The 14,328-nt window shown below is 70.6% G+C and carries 15 protein-coding genes; 14 read left to right on the top strand and 1 reads right to left on the bottom strand.

Going from position 1 to position 14,328, the window contains the following annotated elements:
• Positions 1–96: 96 nt before the first annotated feature.
• Positions 97–1,563, bottom strand: a complete 1,467-nt coding sequence (locus tag COO58_RS22840) for an SDR family oxidoreductase (RefSeq protein ID WP_098747115.1) — start codon at positions 1,561–1,563, stop codon at positions 97–99.
• Between the two features lie 35 nt (positions 1,564–1,598).
• Here COO58_RS22840 and glyA point away from each other — a divergent pair, with 35 nt between their 5' ends.
• From glyA to COO58_RS22770, 14 genes are all read left to right on the top strand, one after another.
• On the top strand, positions 1,599–2,888 hold the full coding sequence (glyA, locus tag COO58_RS22835) for a serine hydroxymethyltransferase (RefSeq protein WP_176558941.1): 1,290 nt from the start codon (positions 1,599–1,601) through the stop codon (positions 2,886–2,888).
• On the top strand, positions 2,881–3,312 hold the full coding sequence (locus tag COO58_RS22830) for a hypothetical protein (protein ID WP_091571225.1): 432 nt from the start codon (positions 2,881–2,883) through the stop codon (positions 3,310–3,312). The genes glyA and COO58_RS22830 overlap by 8 nt, the downstream gene beginning before the upstream one ends.
• A gap of 174 nt (positions 3,313–3,486) precedes the next feature.
• Complete coding sequence (locus COO58_RS22825; RefSeq protein ID WP_091577014.1) at positions 3,487–3,723, top strand: AtpZ/AtpI family protein; 237 nt, start codon at positions 3,487–3,489, stop codon at positions 3,721–3,723.
• A gap of 11 nt (positions 3,724–3,734) precedes the next feature.
• Positions 3,735–4,532, top strand: coding sequence for a F0F1 ATP synthase subunit A (gene atpB / locus COO58_RS22820; protein WP_091571229.1), 798 nt, complete (start codon positions 3,735–3,737; stop codon positions 4,530–4,532).
• A gap of 70 nt (positions 4,533–4,602) precedes the next feature.
• Positions 4,603–4,836: an ATP synthase F0 subunit C gene (locus COO58_RS22815; RefSeq protein WP_091571232.1), complete on the top strand. Its 234-nt coding sequence runs from the start codon at positions 4,603–4,605 to the stop codon at positions 4,834–4,836.
• Between the two features lie 30 nt (positions 4,837–4,866).
• Positions 4,867–5,406, top strand: a complete 540-nt coding sequence (locus COO58_RS22810) for a F0F1 ATP synthase subunit B (protein ID WP_091571235.1) — start codon at positions 4,867–4,869, stop codon at positions 5,404–5,406.
• Entirely contained in the window at positions 5,406–6,227 is an 822-nt protein-coding gene (locus COO58_RS22805) for a F0F1 ATP synthase subunit delta (protein WP_091571239.1), read from the top strand. The genes COO58_RS22810 and COO58_RS22805 overlap by 1 nt, the downstream gene beginning before the upstream one ends.
• 85 nt (positions 6,228–6,312) lie before the next feature.
• The gene (atpA, locus tag COO58_RS22800; RefSeq protein ID WP_091571243.1) at positions 6,313–7,965 is read left to right on the top strand and encodes a F0F1 ATP synthase subunit alpha; all 1,653 of its coding nucleotides are present in this window, start codon (positions 6,313–6,315) and stop codon (positions 7,963–7,965) included.
• Between the two features lie 4 nt (positions 7,966–7,969).
• The gene (locus tag COO58_RS22795) at positions 7,970–8,899 is read left to right on the top strand and encodes a F0F1 ATP synthase subunit gamma (protein ID WP_091571246.1); all 930 of its coding nucleotides are present in this window, start codon (positions 7,970–7,972) and stop codon (positions 8,897–8,899) included.
• Positions 8,899–10,344, top strand: a complete 1,446-nt coding sequence (atpD, locus tag COO58_RS22790) for a F0F1 ATP synthase subunit beta (RefSeq protein WP_091571250.1) — start codon at positions 8,899–8,901, stop codon at positions 10,342–10,344. Before COO58_RS22795 ends, atpD begins: the two co-directional genes overlap by 1 nt.
• A gap of 213 nt (positions 10,345–10,557) precedes the next feature.
• Entirely contained in the window at positions 10,558–11,700 is a 1,143-nt protein-coding gene (locus tag COO58_RS22785; protein WP_091571254.1) for an LCP family protein, read from the top strand.
• A gap of 109 nt (positions 11,701–11,809) precedes the next feature.
• The gene (locus tag COO58_RS22780) at positions 11,810–12,088 is read left to right on the top strand and encodes a F0F1 ATP synthase subunit epsilon (protein WP_047893558.1); all 279 of its coding nucleotides are present in this window, start codon (positions 11,810–11,812) and stop codon (positions 12,086–12,088) included.
• A 12-nt stretch (positions 12,089–12,100) separates the two neighbouring features.
• Positions 12,101–12,556 (top strand): DUF2550 domain-containing protein, encoded by a 456-nt coding sequence (locus COO58_RS22775; RefSeq protein ID WP_091571258.1) that lies wholly within the window; start codon positions 12,101–12,103, stop codon positions 12,554–12,556.
• Positions 12,557–13,763: 1,207 nt separating this feature from the next.
• Positions 13,764–14,315: a hypothetical protein gene (locus COO58_RS22770; protein ID WP_098747112.1), complete on the top strand. Its 552-nt coding sequence runs from the start codon at positions 13,764–13,766 to the stop codon at positions 14,313–14,315.
• Positions 14,316–14,328: the final 13 nt, after the last annotated feature.

The following is a 14,328-nucleotide window of genomic DNA, read 5'->3' as shown; positions in this document are numbered from 1 at the left end:
CCCGACCCGACCTCGTTGATCTTGCAGTTGCTGCCCGGGCGAAAGCGGCACAAGCCGCGAAACGCGGGCCGCAACTGCAAGATCGCGGGGGTGGGGTTACGGGGGGGTCTGTTCGGCGCCTTGGGCTATGTTGCGGGCCATGCCGCCGAAGACGACGGCGTGGAACGGGGCGACCGAGGCCCAGTAGAGGTGGCCGGGGAGGCCGTGCGGGAGGAAGACCGCACGCTGGACGTAGCGGCTGCGGCCTTCGCCGGTCGACTCGGCGCGCATCTCCAGCCACGCCCGGCCGGGCAGTCGCATCTCGGCCCGCAGCCGCAGCAGCTCACCCGGGACGATCTCCTCGACCCGCCAGAAGTCGAGCGCCTCGCCGACCTGGAGGCGGTGCGGGTCGCGCCGTCCCCGGCGCAGCCCGACGCCGCCGACCAGCCGGTCCAGCCAGCCCCGCACCGACCAGGCCAGCGGGAACGAGTACCAGCCGTGCTCGCCGCCGACGCCCTCGATGACCCGCCACAGCGCCGCCGGCGGCGCGTCCACGGCCCGCTCCCGCAGGTCGGTGTAGGTCGTGCCGCCGGACCAGTGCGGGTCCGAGGGCAGCGGCTCGGCCGGCGCGTCCGGCCCACTCGCGTTCGACCAGCGCGTCTCCACCTGCGCGTCGCGCACCTTCGCCAGCGCCAGCGCGACCGCCTGGTCGAAGCCGGTCAACCCCTCCGGCGGGTCCGGCACGTAGCGGGCGATGTCGTGCTCGTGCGCCACCGCCTCGTGGACCAGGCTCTCCACCAGCGGCCGGGCGATCGCGTTCGGCACCGGCGTGATCAGGCCGACCCAGTGCGAGGAGAGCGACGGGGTGAGCGGCCGCACCGGCAGGATGAGCCGGCGTCGCAGCCCGGCCACCCGGGCGTAGCGCTGCATCATCTGCGCGAACGTCAGCACGTCCGGGCCGCCGATGTCGAAGCCCCGGTTCACGTCCGGCGGCAGGGAGGCGCAGCCGACCAGGTAGCGCAGCACGTCCCGGACCGCGATCGGCTGGATCCGGTTGCGCACCCAGCGCGGGGTGACCATCGCCGGCAGCCGCTCGGTCAGGTGGCGCAGCATCTCGAACGAGGCCGAGCCGGACCCGATGATCACCGCCGCGCGCAGCACCACGGTGGGCACGCCGCTGTCCAGCAGGATCCGGCCGACCTCCGCCCGGGACCGCAGGTGCGCCGAGGGCAGCCCCTCCCGTTCCGCCGGCTCCGGCCCGCCGAGGTAGACGATCCGCCGTACGCCGGCGGCGCGCGCCGCCTCGGCGAAGTTCGTCGCCGCCTCCCGGTCGGCCGCCTCGAAGCCGCGCTGGCCCAGCGAGTGGACCAGGTAGTACGCGACGTCCACGCCCTCGAACGCGGCCGGCAGCGTCTCCGGCCGGCTCAGGTCGCCCTCGGCGATCTCCGCCTCGGCCGCCCAGGGCACGTCGCGCAGCCGCCCCGCCTTGCGGGCCAGGCAGCGCACGGTGTGCCCCTCGGCCAGCAGCCGGGGCGCCAGGCGCCCGCCGATGTAGCCGGTCGCACCGGTGACGAGGCATCTCACGGCATCCAGTGTGCGGCTCCGTAGACTCCTTCGCTGTGGAGAACGCGAGGGACACCTTCTGGGGACCGGACTTCCAGCAGCTCAGCGCCGTCGACCCGGAGATCGCCGAGGTGGTGTTGGGTGAGCTGGACCGGCTGCGTGGCGGCCTGCAACTGATCGCCAGCGAGAACCTCACCTCGCCGGCGGTGCTGGCCGCGCTCGGCTCCACGCTCACCAACAAGTACGCCGAGGGCTACCCCGGCCGGCGCTACTACGGCGGCTGCGCCGAGGTGGACCGCGCCGAGGAGCTCGCCGTCTCCCGGGCGAAGGAGCTGTTCGGCGCCGAGCACGCCAACGTCCAGCCGCACTCCGGGGCGAGCGCCAACCTGGCCGCGTACGCCGCCCTGGTGCAGCCGGGCGACACGGTGCTCGCCATGGACCTGCCGCACGGCGGTCACCTGACCCACGGCAGCCGGGTGAACTTCTCCGGCAAGTGGTTCCACCCGGTCGGCTACCCGGTGCGGCCGGACACCGAGACCATCGACTACGACGAGGTGCGCGACCTGGCCCGGGCGCACCGGCCGAAGCTGATCATCTGCGGCGCGACCGCGTACCCCCGCCTGATCGACTTCGCCCGCTTCCGCGAGATCGCCGACGAGGTCGACGCGTACCTGATGGTGGACGCCGCCCACTTCATCGGCCTGGTGGCCGGCGGCGCGGTCCCGTCGCCGGTGCCGCACGCCGACGTGGTCACCGCGACCACCCACAAGGTGCTGCGCGGCCCGCGCGGCGGCATGATCCTGTGCCGGGAGTCGCTGGCCGCCCGGATCGACAAGGCGGTCTTCCCGTTCACCCAGGGCGGCCCGCTGATGCACGCGGTCGCCGCCAAGGCGGTCGCGCTGCGCGAGGCCGCGCAGCCGGAGTTCCGCACGTACGCCGCCCAGGTGGTCGGCAACGCCCGCGCGCTGGCCGACGGGCTGGCCGCCGAGGGCCTGCGCCCGGTCTCCGGCGGTACCGACACCCACCTGGCCCTGCTCGACCTGCGCGAGGCCGGCGTGACCGGCGCCCAGGCCGAGGCGCGCTGCGACGCCGCCGGCGTCACGCTCAACAAGAACGCGATCCCGTACGACCCGCAGCCGCCGATGGTCGCCTCCGGCATCCGGGTGGGCACCCCGAGCGTCACCACGCAGGGCATGCGCGAGGGGGAGATGCGGCGGATAGCGGCGTTGGTCGGCCGGGCGGTGCGGACCGATCCGGAGGCGCCCGGTGGCGCCGACGAGCTGGCCCGGATCGCCGCCGACGTGACCGAGCTGGTCACCGCGTTCCCGGCGTACCCCCGTGGCTGAGCCGGGGACGCGCGCGGCGGAGGCGGTCGCGGACCGGGGCTGGCGACTGCGTCATCTGCCCGTGCTGCTGGCCGCGGTGGCGGTCGTGGCCGCGGTGGCGGCGGTGGCCGGCGGGGTGTGGCGCGGCGCGGACGGCGCGCTCGGCGCGGCGGCCGGGGTGGCCGTCACGGCGGCCAGTTACACGCTGACGACGGTCGTGCTGGCCTGGGCGGACGCCCGGGACCCGCAGCTCGTGCTGCCGTTCGGGCTGGGCCTCTACGTGGCCAAGATGACCGCGCTGGGCGGGGTGATGGTGCTCGTCGCCTCGACCGGCTGGCCCGGGCTGATCCCGTTCTGCGTCGGCGTCGCGGCGGGTGTCGTGGTCTGGACCGGAGTGCACATCTGGTGGTTGGCCACCGTCCACGCGCGACGGCACGCGCGCTGACTCGTCCCACCCTTCGGGCGACGCGCCGGTGTGTCCGCGATCGGTCATTCTCTCAGTGGCGGGGGAGGAGTACGGTGCCTCCAGACGACTTCGCCCGCCCGTGTCCCACACAACCAGGTTGTGCGGGGGGTGAGGCACAACCTCTTCTGCTCGACTGATATCGTTCGCCCCGTCATGGCCGGTGACCAGAAACCCCCCAACACTGGCGGCCCGGGCGACGTTCCGTCCGGTGCCGGTCAGGGTTGGACCGCGCTCTCATACCTCATCGGAGGCATGCTCGTCTGGGGTTTCATCGGCTGGTTGGTCGACCGTTGGCTCGATACCGGCGGCATCGCCACCGGCATCGGGGTCGTGCTCGGCATGGCCGGGGGCATCATCCTGGTCGTCCGCCGGCTGGGCACGCCTACATAGGAAGGGACGCGGTGTTCGGACAGGCGAACGTCCTGGCTCAGGGCCAGGCGGAATTCCCACCGAGCGTGGGGGACTTCTACCTGCCCAGCATCCTGCCCTGGGGTGCGGAGAACTCGTACTGGTTCACCAAGATCACGGCGATGGTGTGGGTCGCCGTCGGTATCTTGATCATCTTCTTCCTGGTCAGCTACCGGAACCCGCAGCTGGTTCCCACCAAGAAGCAGTGGTTCGCCGAATCCATCTACGGCTTCGTGCGCAACAACATCGCGGTGGACATGATCGGGCACGCGGGGGTGCGGTTCGCGCCGTACTTCACCACGCTCTTCTGCTTCATCCTGCTGACGAACTTCTTCGCGATCGTGCCGTTCTTCCAGATCTCGCCGAACTCGCACATCGCCTTCCCGGCCTTCCTCGCCGTGATCAGCTACGTGATGTTCAACTACGTCGGCATCCGGCACCACGGCTTCGTGAAGTACTTCAAGAACTCTCTGGTTCCGCCGGCGCCCTGGTTCATCCTGCCGCTGCTGATCCCGATCGAGCTCTTCTCGACCTTCATCGTCCGGCCGTTCTCGCTGGCCGTCCGTCTCTTCGCGAACATGTTCGCCGGCCACATGCTCCTGCTGGTCTTCACGCTCGGCGGGTTCGCCATGATCAGCGCCAACGCCTGGCTGGCGCCGGTCTCGGTGCTGTCCTGGACGATGACGATCGCGCTGACCTTCCTCGAGTTCCTGGTGATCTGTCTGCAGGCGTACGTCTTCACGGTGCTGACCGCCAGCTACGTGCAGGGCGCCCTCGCCGACGAGCACTGATCCGATCTTCCGCACCAACCGTTGTCGTCCCGCGTGAGAGTCACGCGTGATAACCAGGAGGAACCAACCAATGGACATCTACGCCGCGGTAGAGGGCAGCACCGCCGCCATCGGCTACGGTCTCGCGGCCATCGGCCCGGGCATCGGCGTGGGCCTGGTCTTCTCGGCCTACATCCAGTCGACCGCCCGTCAGCCGGAGTCGTCCCGGATGACCCTGCCGTACGTCTGGATCGGCTTCGCCGTCATCGAGGCCCTGGCGCTGCTGGGCATCGCGTTCGGCTTCATCTGGCAGGGCCAGCTCTAATCCAGCCCCCCTTCGACCGGGAGGTCTTCCATGTTCTTCCTCGCCGCTGAGGGTGGTGAGACGACCCACAACCCGATCATCCCTGTCTGGGAGGAGATCGTGGTCGGCGGGATCGCCTTCATCGTGCTCTGCTTCGTGCTGATGAAGTTCGTCTTCCCGCGCATGGAGCAGACGTTCCAGGCCCGGGTCGACGCGATCGAGGGTGGCATCAAGCGCGCCGAGGCCGCCCAGGCCGAGGCCAACCAGCTGCTCGAGCAGTACCGGGCGCAGCTCGCGGAGGCGCGTACCGACGCCGCCAAGATCCGTGACGACGCGCGGGCCGACGCCGAGGGCATCCGTCAGGACATCCTCGCCAAGGCGCGTGAGGAGTCCGACCGGGTCATCGCGGCCGGCAAGGAGCAGCTCGCCGCCGAGCGGGCCACCATCGTGCGCGAGCTGCGCACCGAGGTCGGCACCATCGCGGTGGACCTGGCCAGCAAGATCGTCGGTGAGTCGCTGGCCGACGAGGCGCGTCGCAAGGGCACCGTCGACCGGTTCCTGAGCGGTCTCGAGAGCACGGGGGCCCGCTGATGCAGGCCGCCAGCCGGGAGTCGTACTCCGCCGGGGCCGAGCGCCTCGACGCGTACGTCCGCGGCGCGGAGCCGTCGGCGGTGGCCTCCACCGCCGACGACATCCTCTCCGTCGCCGCTCTGCTGCGGCGCGAGCCGCGGCTGCGCCGGGCGCTGTCCGACCCGGCCCGTCCGGGCGCGGACCGTGCCGGGCTGCTCGGCGACATGCTGCGCGGCCGGATCGGCGCGGAGGCGCTCGACCTGGTCGCCGCGCTGGTCTCCGGTCGTTGGTCGGCCCCGTCCGAGCTGCTCGACGGCGTCGAGCGGCTCGGCGTGGAGGCGCTCCTGGCGAGCGCCGACTCCGCCGGCGAGCTGGGCGAGGTCGAGGACGAGCTGTTCCGCTTCGGGCAGGTCGTCTCCGGCTCCACCGAGCTGTCCAACGCGCTCTCCGACCCGATGGCCCCGGCCGAGCGGCGGGCCGGCCTGACCGGCCAGCTGCTCGACGGCAAGGCCCGCCCGGTCACCGTCCGCCTCGTCGAGGCCGCGCTCGCCGGCTTCGGGGGACGCTCCTTCATCGGGGCGCTCACCCGGCTGGTCGAGCTGGCCGCCGACCGGCGGGACCGGCAGGTCGCGTACGTGACCGTGGCGGCCCCGCTGACCGACGAGGAGGAGCGACGCCTCGGTGCCCGCCTCTCCGAGATGTACGGTCGGGAGGTGTCCGTCAAGCAGACGGTCGACCCCGACGTGCTCGGCGGGGTGCGCGTACGGGTCGGCTCCGACCTGTACGACGGCACCGTCCTGCGCCGCCTCAACGAGACCCGCAACGCGCTCGCGAAGCGCTGACCAGCGTCTTAGCAGCCCTGATTCGACGCCATCGGACCGGTCGGTACTAGGTATCCCGGGCCCCTGAACTTTAAGGAAGCAGAGGATGGCCGAGCTGACCATCTCGACGGAGGAGATCCGCGGCGCCCTGGAGCGCTACGTCTCCTCCTACACGGCCGACGTCTCCCGTGAGGAGGTCGGCACCGTCGCCGACGCCGGCGACGGCATCGCCCACGTCGAGGGTCTGCCCTCGACCATGACCAACGAGCTCCTGGAGTTCGAGGACGGCACGCTCGGCGTGGCCCTGAACCTCGACGTCCGGGAGATCGGTGTCGTCGTCCTCGGTGACTTCGGCGGGATCGAAGAGGGCCAGCGCGTCAAGCGCACCGGCCGGGTGCTCTCCGTGCCGGTCGGTGACGCGTTCCTCGGCCGCGTGGTCAACGCGCTCGGCGAGCCGATCGACGCCCTCGGCGACATCGCCAACGAGGGCTACCGCGAGCTGGAGCTGCAGGCCCCGAACGTGATGGCCCGGCAGTCCGTCTTCGAGCCGCTGCAGACCGGCATCAAGGCCATCGACGCGATGACCCCGGTCGGCCGTGGCCAGCGTCAGCTGATCATCGGTGACCGGAAGACCGGCAAGACCACGGTCGCGCTGGACGCCATCCTGAACCAGCGGGACAACTGGCGCTCGGGCGACCCGACGAAGCAGGTCCGCTGCATCTACGTCGCGATCGGCCAGAAGGCCTCCACCATCGCCTCCATCAAGGGGACGCTGGAGGAGGCCGGCGCGATGGAATACACCACCATCGTCGCCTCCCCGGCCTCCGACCCGGCCGGCTTCAAGTACCTCGCGCCCTACACCGGCTCGTCCATCGGACAGCACTGGATGTACGGCGGCAAGCACGTCCTGATCGTCTTCGACGACCTGAGCAAGCAGGCCGAGGCGTACCGGGCCGTGTCGCTGCTGCTGCGCCGCCCGCCGGGCCGCGAGGCCTACCCGGGTGACGTCTTCTACCTGCACTCCCGCCTGCTGGAGCGTTGCGCCAAGCTCTCCGACGAGCTGGGTGGCGGCTCGATGACCGGCCTGCCGATCATCGAAACCAAGGCGAACGACATCTCGGCGTTCATCCCGACCAACGTCATCTCGATCACCGACGGTCAGATCTTCCTCGAGACCGACCTGTTCAACCAGGGCGTCCGGCCGGCCATCAACGTCGGTACCTCGGTCTCCCGGGTCGGCGGCGCCGCGCAGGTGAAGCCGATGAAGAAGGTCGCCGGCTCGCTGCGGCTGAACCTGGCCCAGTTCCGTGAGCTGGAGGCGTTCGCCGCCTTCGCCTCCGACCTGGACCGCGCCTCGCAGAACCAGCTCGCCCGTGGTTCCCGCCTGGTCGAGTTGCTCAAGCAGCCGAACTACTCGCCGTACCCGGTCAACGAGCAGGTCGTCTCCGTCTGGGCCGGCACCGAGGGCAAGCTGGACGACGTCCCGGTCGGCGAGGTCCGCCGCTTCGAGTCGGAGTTCCTCCAGTACCTCCGGCACAAGCACGAGGGCGTGCTGGCCGCGATCGCGGACAACAAGTGGGGCGACGACATCATCGCTTCGCTGGACTCGGCCATCAGCGAGTTCAAGCAGGTCTTCCTGGGCAAGGAGGACGAGGTCCGGGTCAACGACGCGCCGGCGCAGCCGCTGGAGGGCGAGCAGACCCGCGAGACGGTCACCCGCTTCCGCGACGGCAGCACCGACCGCCCGGCCGAGAGCTGATCCGATGGCCGCCCAGGTACGCGTTCTCCGGCAGCGGATCCGTTCCGCCAAGGGGATGAAGAAGATCACCAAGGCGATGGAGCTCGTCGCGACGAGCCGCATCGCCAAGGCCCAGGCCAAGGTGGCGGCCTCGCTGCCGTACGCCGAGGCGATCACCGGCGTGCTGACGGCGCTGGCCTCGAACGCGCGGATCGACCACCCGCTGCTCACCCCGCGCGAGCGGGTGCGGCGGGCGGGCGTCCTGCTGGTCACGTCCGACCGGGGTCTGGCCGGCGGGTACAGCTCGAACGCGATCCGGACCGCCGAGTCGCTGATCGCCCGCCTCCGCGCCGACGGCAAGGAGCCGGTGCTCTACGTCATCGGTCGCAAGGGGGTGGCGTTCTACCGGTTCCGCAACCGGGAGATCGCCGCCAGCTGGACCGGTTTCTCGGAGCAGCCGTCGTTCGAGGACGCCCGCGAGGTCGGTGAGACGCTGATCAAGGCGTTCACCGCCGGCGCGGACGACACCGACGGCGACGCGGGCGCGGACGGGATCCTCGGGGTCGACGAGCTGCACATCGTCTACACCGAGTTCAAGTCCCTGATGACCCAGAACCCGGTGACCCGGATCGTCGGCCCGATGCAGGTCGAGGACCGCCCGCGGTCCGAGGGCCTGCTGCCGGCGTACGAGTTCGAGCCGGAGCCGGAGTCGCTGCTCGACGCCCTGCTGCCGAAGTACATCAACACGCGGATCTACGCGGCGTTGCTGGAGTCGGCGGCGAGCGAGTCGGCCGCCCGTCGGCGGGCGATGAAGAGCGCCACGGACAACGCCGAAGAGATGATCGAGAAGTACACGCGCGAGATGAACTCGGCCCGTCAGGCCGGGATCACCCAGGAGATCAGTGAGATCGTCGGCGGCGCGAACGCGCTGGCCGCGTCGGGAAGTGAAGTGTGATGACTGTATCCGCAGTTGAGACCAAGACGGCCACGGGTCGCGTGGTCCGGGTCATCGGCCCGGTCGTCGACGCCGAGTTCCCGCGTGACGCCATGCCGGAGCTGTTCAACGCCCTGCACGTCGACGTGACGCTCTCCGGTGGTGAGAAGACGCTGACCCTGGAGGTCGCCCAGCACCTGGGTGACAACCTGGTCCGCGCCATCTCGATGCAGCCGACCGACGGACTGGTTCGCGGCACCGACGTGCGGGACACCGGCGCCCCGATCAGCGTGCCGGTCGGCGACGCGGTCAAGGGCCACGTGTTCAACGCGATCGGCGAGTGCCTCAACCTCACCGAGGGCGAGACGATCAACGCCGACGACCGGTGGGGCATCCACCGCAAGGCCCCGGCCTTCGCGGACCTGGAGCCGAAGACCGAGATGCTGGAGACCGGCATCAAGGTCATCGACCTGCTCGCCCCGTACGTCAAGGGCGGCAAGATCGGCCTGTTCGGCGGCGCCGGCGTGGGCAAGACGGTGCTCATCCAGGAGATGATCACCCGGGTGGCCCGGAACTTCGGTGGTACCTCGGTCTTCGCCGGCGTGGGTGAGCGCACCCGCGAGGGCAACGACCTCATCGCCGAGATGACCGAGTCCGGCGTCATCGACAAGACCGCGCTGGTCTACGGCCAGATGGACGAGCCGCCGGGCACCCGGCTGCGGGTCGCGCTCTCCGCGCTCACCATGGCGGAGTACTTCCGTGACGTGAAGAAGCAGGAGGTGCTGCTCTTCATCGACAACATCTTCCGCTTCACCCAGGCCGGTTCCGAGGTCTCCACGCTGCTCGGCCGCATGCCGAGCGCCGTGGGTTACCAGCCGACCCTGGCCGACGAGATGGGCGAGCTCCAGGAGCGGATCACCTCCGTCCGGGGCCAGGCCATCACCTCGATGCAGGCGATCTACGTGCCCGCCGACGACTACACCGACCCGGCGCCGGCCACCACGTTCGCCCACCTCGACGCGACCACCAACCTGGAGCGGTCGATCTCCGACAAGGGCATCTACCCGGCCGTGGACCCGCTGGCGTCCTCGTCCCGGATCCTCGCCCCGGAGTTCGTCGGCGAGGAGCACTTCGCGGTCGCCACCGAGGTGAAGCGGATCCTGCAGCGCTACAAGGACCTGCAGGACATCATCGCCATCCTCGGCATCGAGGAGCTCTCCGAGGAGGACAAGCTCACCGTCGGCCGCGCCCGCCGGATCGAGCGGTTCCTCTCGCAGAACACCTACGCCGCCGAGCAGTTCACCGGCGTACCCGGCTCGACGGTTCCGATCGCGGAGACCATCGACGCCTTCCGCCGGATCAGCGAGGGGGAGTTCGACCACTTCCCGGAGCAGGCGTTCTTCATGTGCGGCGGCCTGGAGGACCTCAAGGCCAAGGCCAAGGAGCTGATGGGTGAGGAGGGCTGAGAGCCCGATCACATCCACGAAGGCCGCCCCGACGATTGTCGGGGCGGCCTTCGCCTGTTCAGGGCGCCTCTCTACCAGATGCCCGGTTCACCGGCAAGCGGTTCGCCGACGCGCGCGGTACCGTTCCTGACACGACTTCACATCCCGACCGTCGATCTCTGCAACGAAACGGACCCCCGCGCCCGTCTCCTCTTCGTGGCGCGACGATTGGAGATGCTCGTGGGTAAGGGCGACACGGATCGCGGCAAGCGGTCCATGTGGCGTGGCGTGCCCCGGTGGGCCCGCGTCAGCACCATCCTCGGCATCGTCATGATGGTGCTCAGCGGCTCGGTGCTGGTGGGCTACCACGCCCTGGTCGCCCGCTACGAGGGCTCGGTCGGCAAGGGCGACCTCTTCGGCGACCAGGCGGCCGGCGCGACGGAGAAGAAGAGCGACATCAAGGGGCCGCTCAACATCCTCCTGGTCGGCGTGGACCCCCGGACCGCGACAGCCCGCCCGCTCTCCGACTCGATCATGATCCTGCACGTACCGGCCGGCATGGACCGCGGCTACCTCTTCTCGCTCCCGCGCGACCTGCGGGTGGAGATCCCGGCCTTCCCCAAGGCCGACTACGCCGGCGGCACCGACCGGATCAACGCCGCCATGTCCCACGGCAGCAACGTGCCGGGCAAGAACCCGAGCGCGGCGCAGGGCTTCGAACTGCTCGCGAAGACCGTCCAGCAGGTCACCGGCATCAAGCGCTTCGACGCCGGCGCCATCATCAACTTCAGCGGGTTCAAGAAGATCGTCGACGCCATGGGCGGCGTCGACATGTACATCGAGCGGGACGTCAAATCCGAGCACCTCAAGCCGGACGGCTCGGCCCGCCAGCTCAAGCCCGGCGGCGGGGGCTACCTCGGCCCGCAGGCCCGGTACGAGAAGGGCAACGCCCACCTGAACGGCTGGCAGGCCCTGGACTACGTGCGGCAGCGCTACCCGAAGAACGGTGTGCCGGACGCGGACTACGGCCGGCAGCGGCACCAGCAGCAGTTCGTCAAGGCGATGGTGAGCCAGGCGTTCAGCGCCGACGTGGTGGCCAACCCGATCAAGCTGGACCGGGTGCTGCGCGCGGCCGGGCAGTCGCTGATCTTCAACGGCCGGGGCAACAGCGTGGTCGACTTCGGTGTGGCGCTGAAGGGCATCCGCCCCGACGCGATCGAGACGATCAAGCTGCCGGGCGGCCCGATCGGCAGCGGCAGCGCCTACCGCGGTGAGCAACTGCTGCCCCCGGCCGACGACTTCTTCGCGGCCCTGCGGGCCGAGCAGTTGGACGCGTTCCTGCTGGAGCACCCCGACTTCAAGCAGAAGACCAAGTAGCCTGAGCGGGTGCGGGGCCGTCGTGGCCCGGCTCTCACCACCCGCGTTGGGTGGGCGGCGGAGGCGCGACTAGACTTTCGGCAATCCGCCGCCGCAGCAAGGAGACAGCGTGGCACAGCAGCTTCACGTCGAGCTCGTAGCCGTCGAGGAGAAGGTCTGGACCGGCGAGGCCGAGATGGTCGTCGCCCGGACGACCGAGGGTGAGCTTGGTGTGCTGCCGGGGCACGCGCCCCTGCTCGGCCAGCTCGCGGAGCCCAGCCAGGTGCGCATCAAGCAGGCCGGTGGCCAGCAGGTCGCGTACGACGTCGCCGGCGGCTTCCTGTCGGTGACCGGCGAGGGCGTGACCGTCCTGGCCGAGAGCGCCACCCCGGCCACCCCGGCCCGCTGAGCCGACCCGCCGATGGAGATCGTCGAAGGGATCGGAATCGGCGTCGCGGTCGTCGTCGTCGCGCTTCTGGTTCTCTTCGTCCGGCGGGCTCTGTTCACCCGTAGCGGGGGCATCATCCGGCTGAGCGTCCGGGTCACCACGGTGCTCGACGGTCGTGGATGGTCCCCCGGCTTCGGTCGCTTCGTCGGCGACGAACTCCGCTGGTACCGCATGTTCAGCTTCGCGCTCCGCCCGAAGCGGGTGCTCTCCCGCAAGGGGCTCGCGGTGGAGCGGCGCCGGTTGCCCGAAGGGCAGGAGCGCTTCTCCATGCCGTCCGACTGGGTGATCCTCCGCTGTACCAGTCACCACGCTCCGGTCGAGATCGCCATGGCGCGCTCCACGGTCACCGGATTCCTCTCCTGGCTCGAGGCCGCCCCTCCGGGGGCGGTCTCGCCGCGTCTGGCCTCCCAGGACTGGCCCGCCGCCTGACCCTGGCCACCGTCCGAGCGGTCCGAGCGACTCCACCGCGGCGAGGTGGCGGCATCACCACCGACCGGACACGACCGCCTCCCCGTCGTGGCGCTCCGCCTCCGCACGCGGGCGCCGCTTCCGTCCCGGCAGGCACGGCTTCCGTCCCGGTCTCGGCACCGAGCGAGTCATCGCGAGATCTTGGAAGCTGAGCGCCCTCCTGAGGGCCCTTACCTTCCAAGATCTCGCCCTGTCGCCACGCGCCCGCGTCTCACCCCCGCCCCCGCCCTCCCTCCTCGACCGACTGGTTGATCAAGGAGTGTGCGTAGTGCCTCCGGGCGATCGTCGACACAAACTCCTTGATCGACGTGCCGTGGGGGTGGTGGGTGGAACGTGGCGGGGGTCGGGAGGCACCCGTGTTGATCCACTCGCGGGGTTGGCTTGCGCCGGGGGGAACGGTGTGGGTGTCTGCGGGGGCGGGACACCCCATGGCGTTCCACCCAACCCGTGGGGCTGCCGGCGTTGGACGGAACGCCGTGGGTGTCTCCACGGCCGGGACACACACCCACAGCGCTCCACCGATGGGGCTGGCGGGCGCTGGGTGGAACGCCATGGGTGTCTCCGCGGCCGGGATGCACCCATGGCGTTCCACTGACGGGGTTGGCGGCCGCTGGGTGGAACGTCATGGGTGTCTCGGCGGCCGGGATGCACCCATGGGGTTCCACTGGTCGGGTTGGCGGCCGCTGGGTGGATCGTCATGGGTGTCTCCGCGGCCGGGATGCCCCCATGGTGTTCCACTGGCCGGGTTGGCGGGCGCTGGGTGGAACGTCACGGGTGTCTGCGGGTGTCTGCGGGTGTCCGGATGCACCCGTGGGCTTTCACCCGGGCGCGTGGGGTGCGGGTGGTTGTCCGGTTCGGTGGTGGTGGGCGGCACCCCGGGCGCGGAATCGGCGGCGGGTCGGCGGCGTTGTAGACGGGTGAACGACCGAGCAGGCGAACACCCCCGAGCCGCCCCCGCCCCCGGGGAATGACGGCAGGCCGCCGGTCGTTACACATCATCCCGGCGCCGCGTGCAGGCCCCCCGCCCCGCGAGCCAGCCGGACATCCCCGGCCCCCGTGAGCCGGCCCCCAGCCCTCACGAGCCAGCCGGATCCCCCTTCAAGACTTCTCGCGCGCCTGACGGTGCCCACACCCCCCCGGTGTGTTGACCCCCGAATGGAGCCCCCTCATGAACACGATCCTGCGCAAGAGCATTCTCGGTATCGCTGGTCTGGCCTTCACCGGTGGCGTGTTCGCCGGTCCGGTCGCCGCCCACGCCGACACCCCCGCCCACGCCGCCGCCAAGCCCGTCGCGGTCGCGTCCGTGCAGGGCGAGCAGTCCCGCATCGACCTGAACGACGAGCAGCTGGCCAACGCGAAGGCGATCATCGCCGCGACGAAGAAGGCCGGTCTGCCCGAGCGGGCCGCGGTCATCTCGATCGCCACCGCCCTGCAGGAGTCGAAGCTGGAAAACCTCGGCCACCTCGGCGACCGCAACGACCACGACTCGCTGGGCCTGTTCCAGCAGCGCCCCTCCTCCGGTTGGGGCACGCCGGAGCAGATCACCGACCCCGAGTACTCCACCCTGGCCTTCCTCAAGGGCCTGAAGCAGGTCGACGGCTGGGACAAGATGCCCCTGACCGAGGCCGCCCAGACCGTGCAGGTGTCGGCTTACCCGGATGCCTACGCGCAGTGGGAGAAGCAGGCCACCGACATCGTGGCCGAGCACTGGACCAAGTAAGACCGAAGGCCGG

Source organism: Micromonospora sp. WMMA1996 (assembly GCF_002573675.1).
Classification (GTDB): Bacteria; Actinomycetota; Actinomycetes; order Mycobacteriales; family Micromonosporaceae; genus Micromonospora; species Micromonospora sediminicola.
The sequence above is the reverse complement of the archived record's forward strand: the minus strand, read 5'-3'. Positions and strand labels throughout refer to the sequence as shown.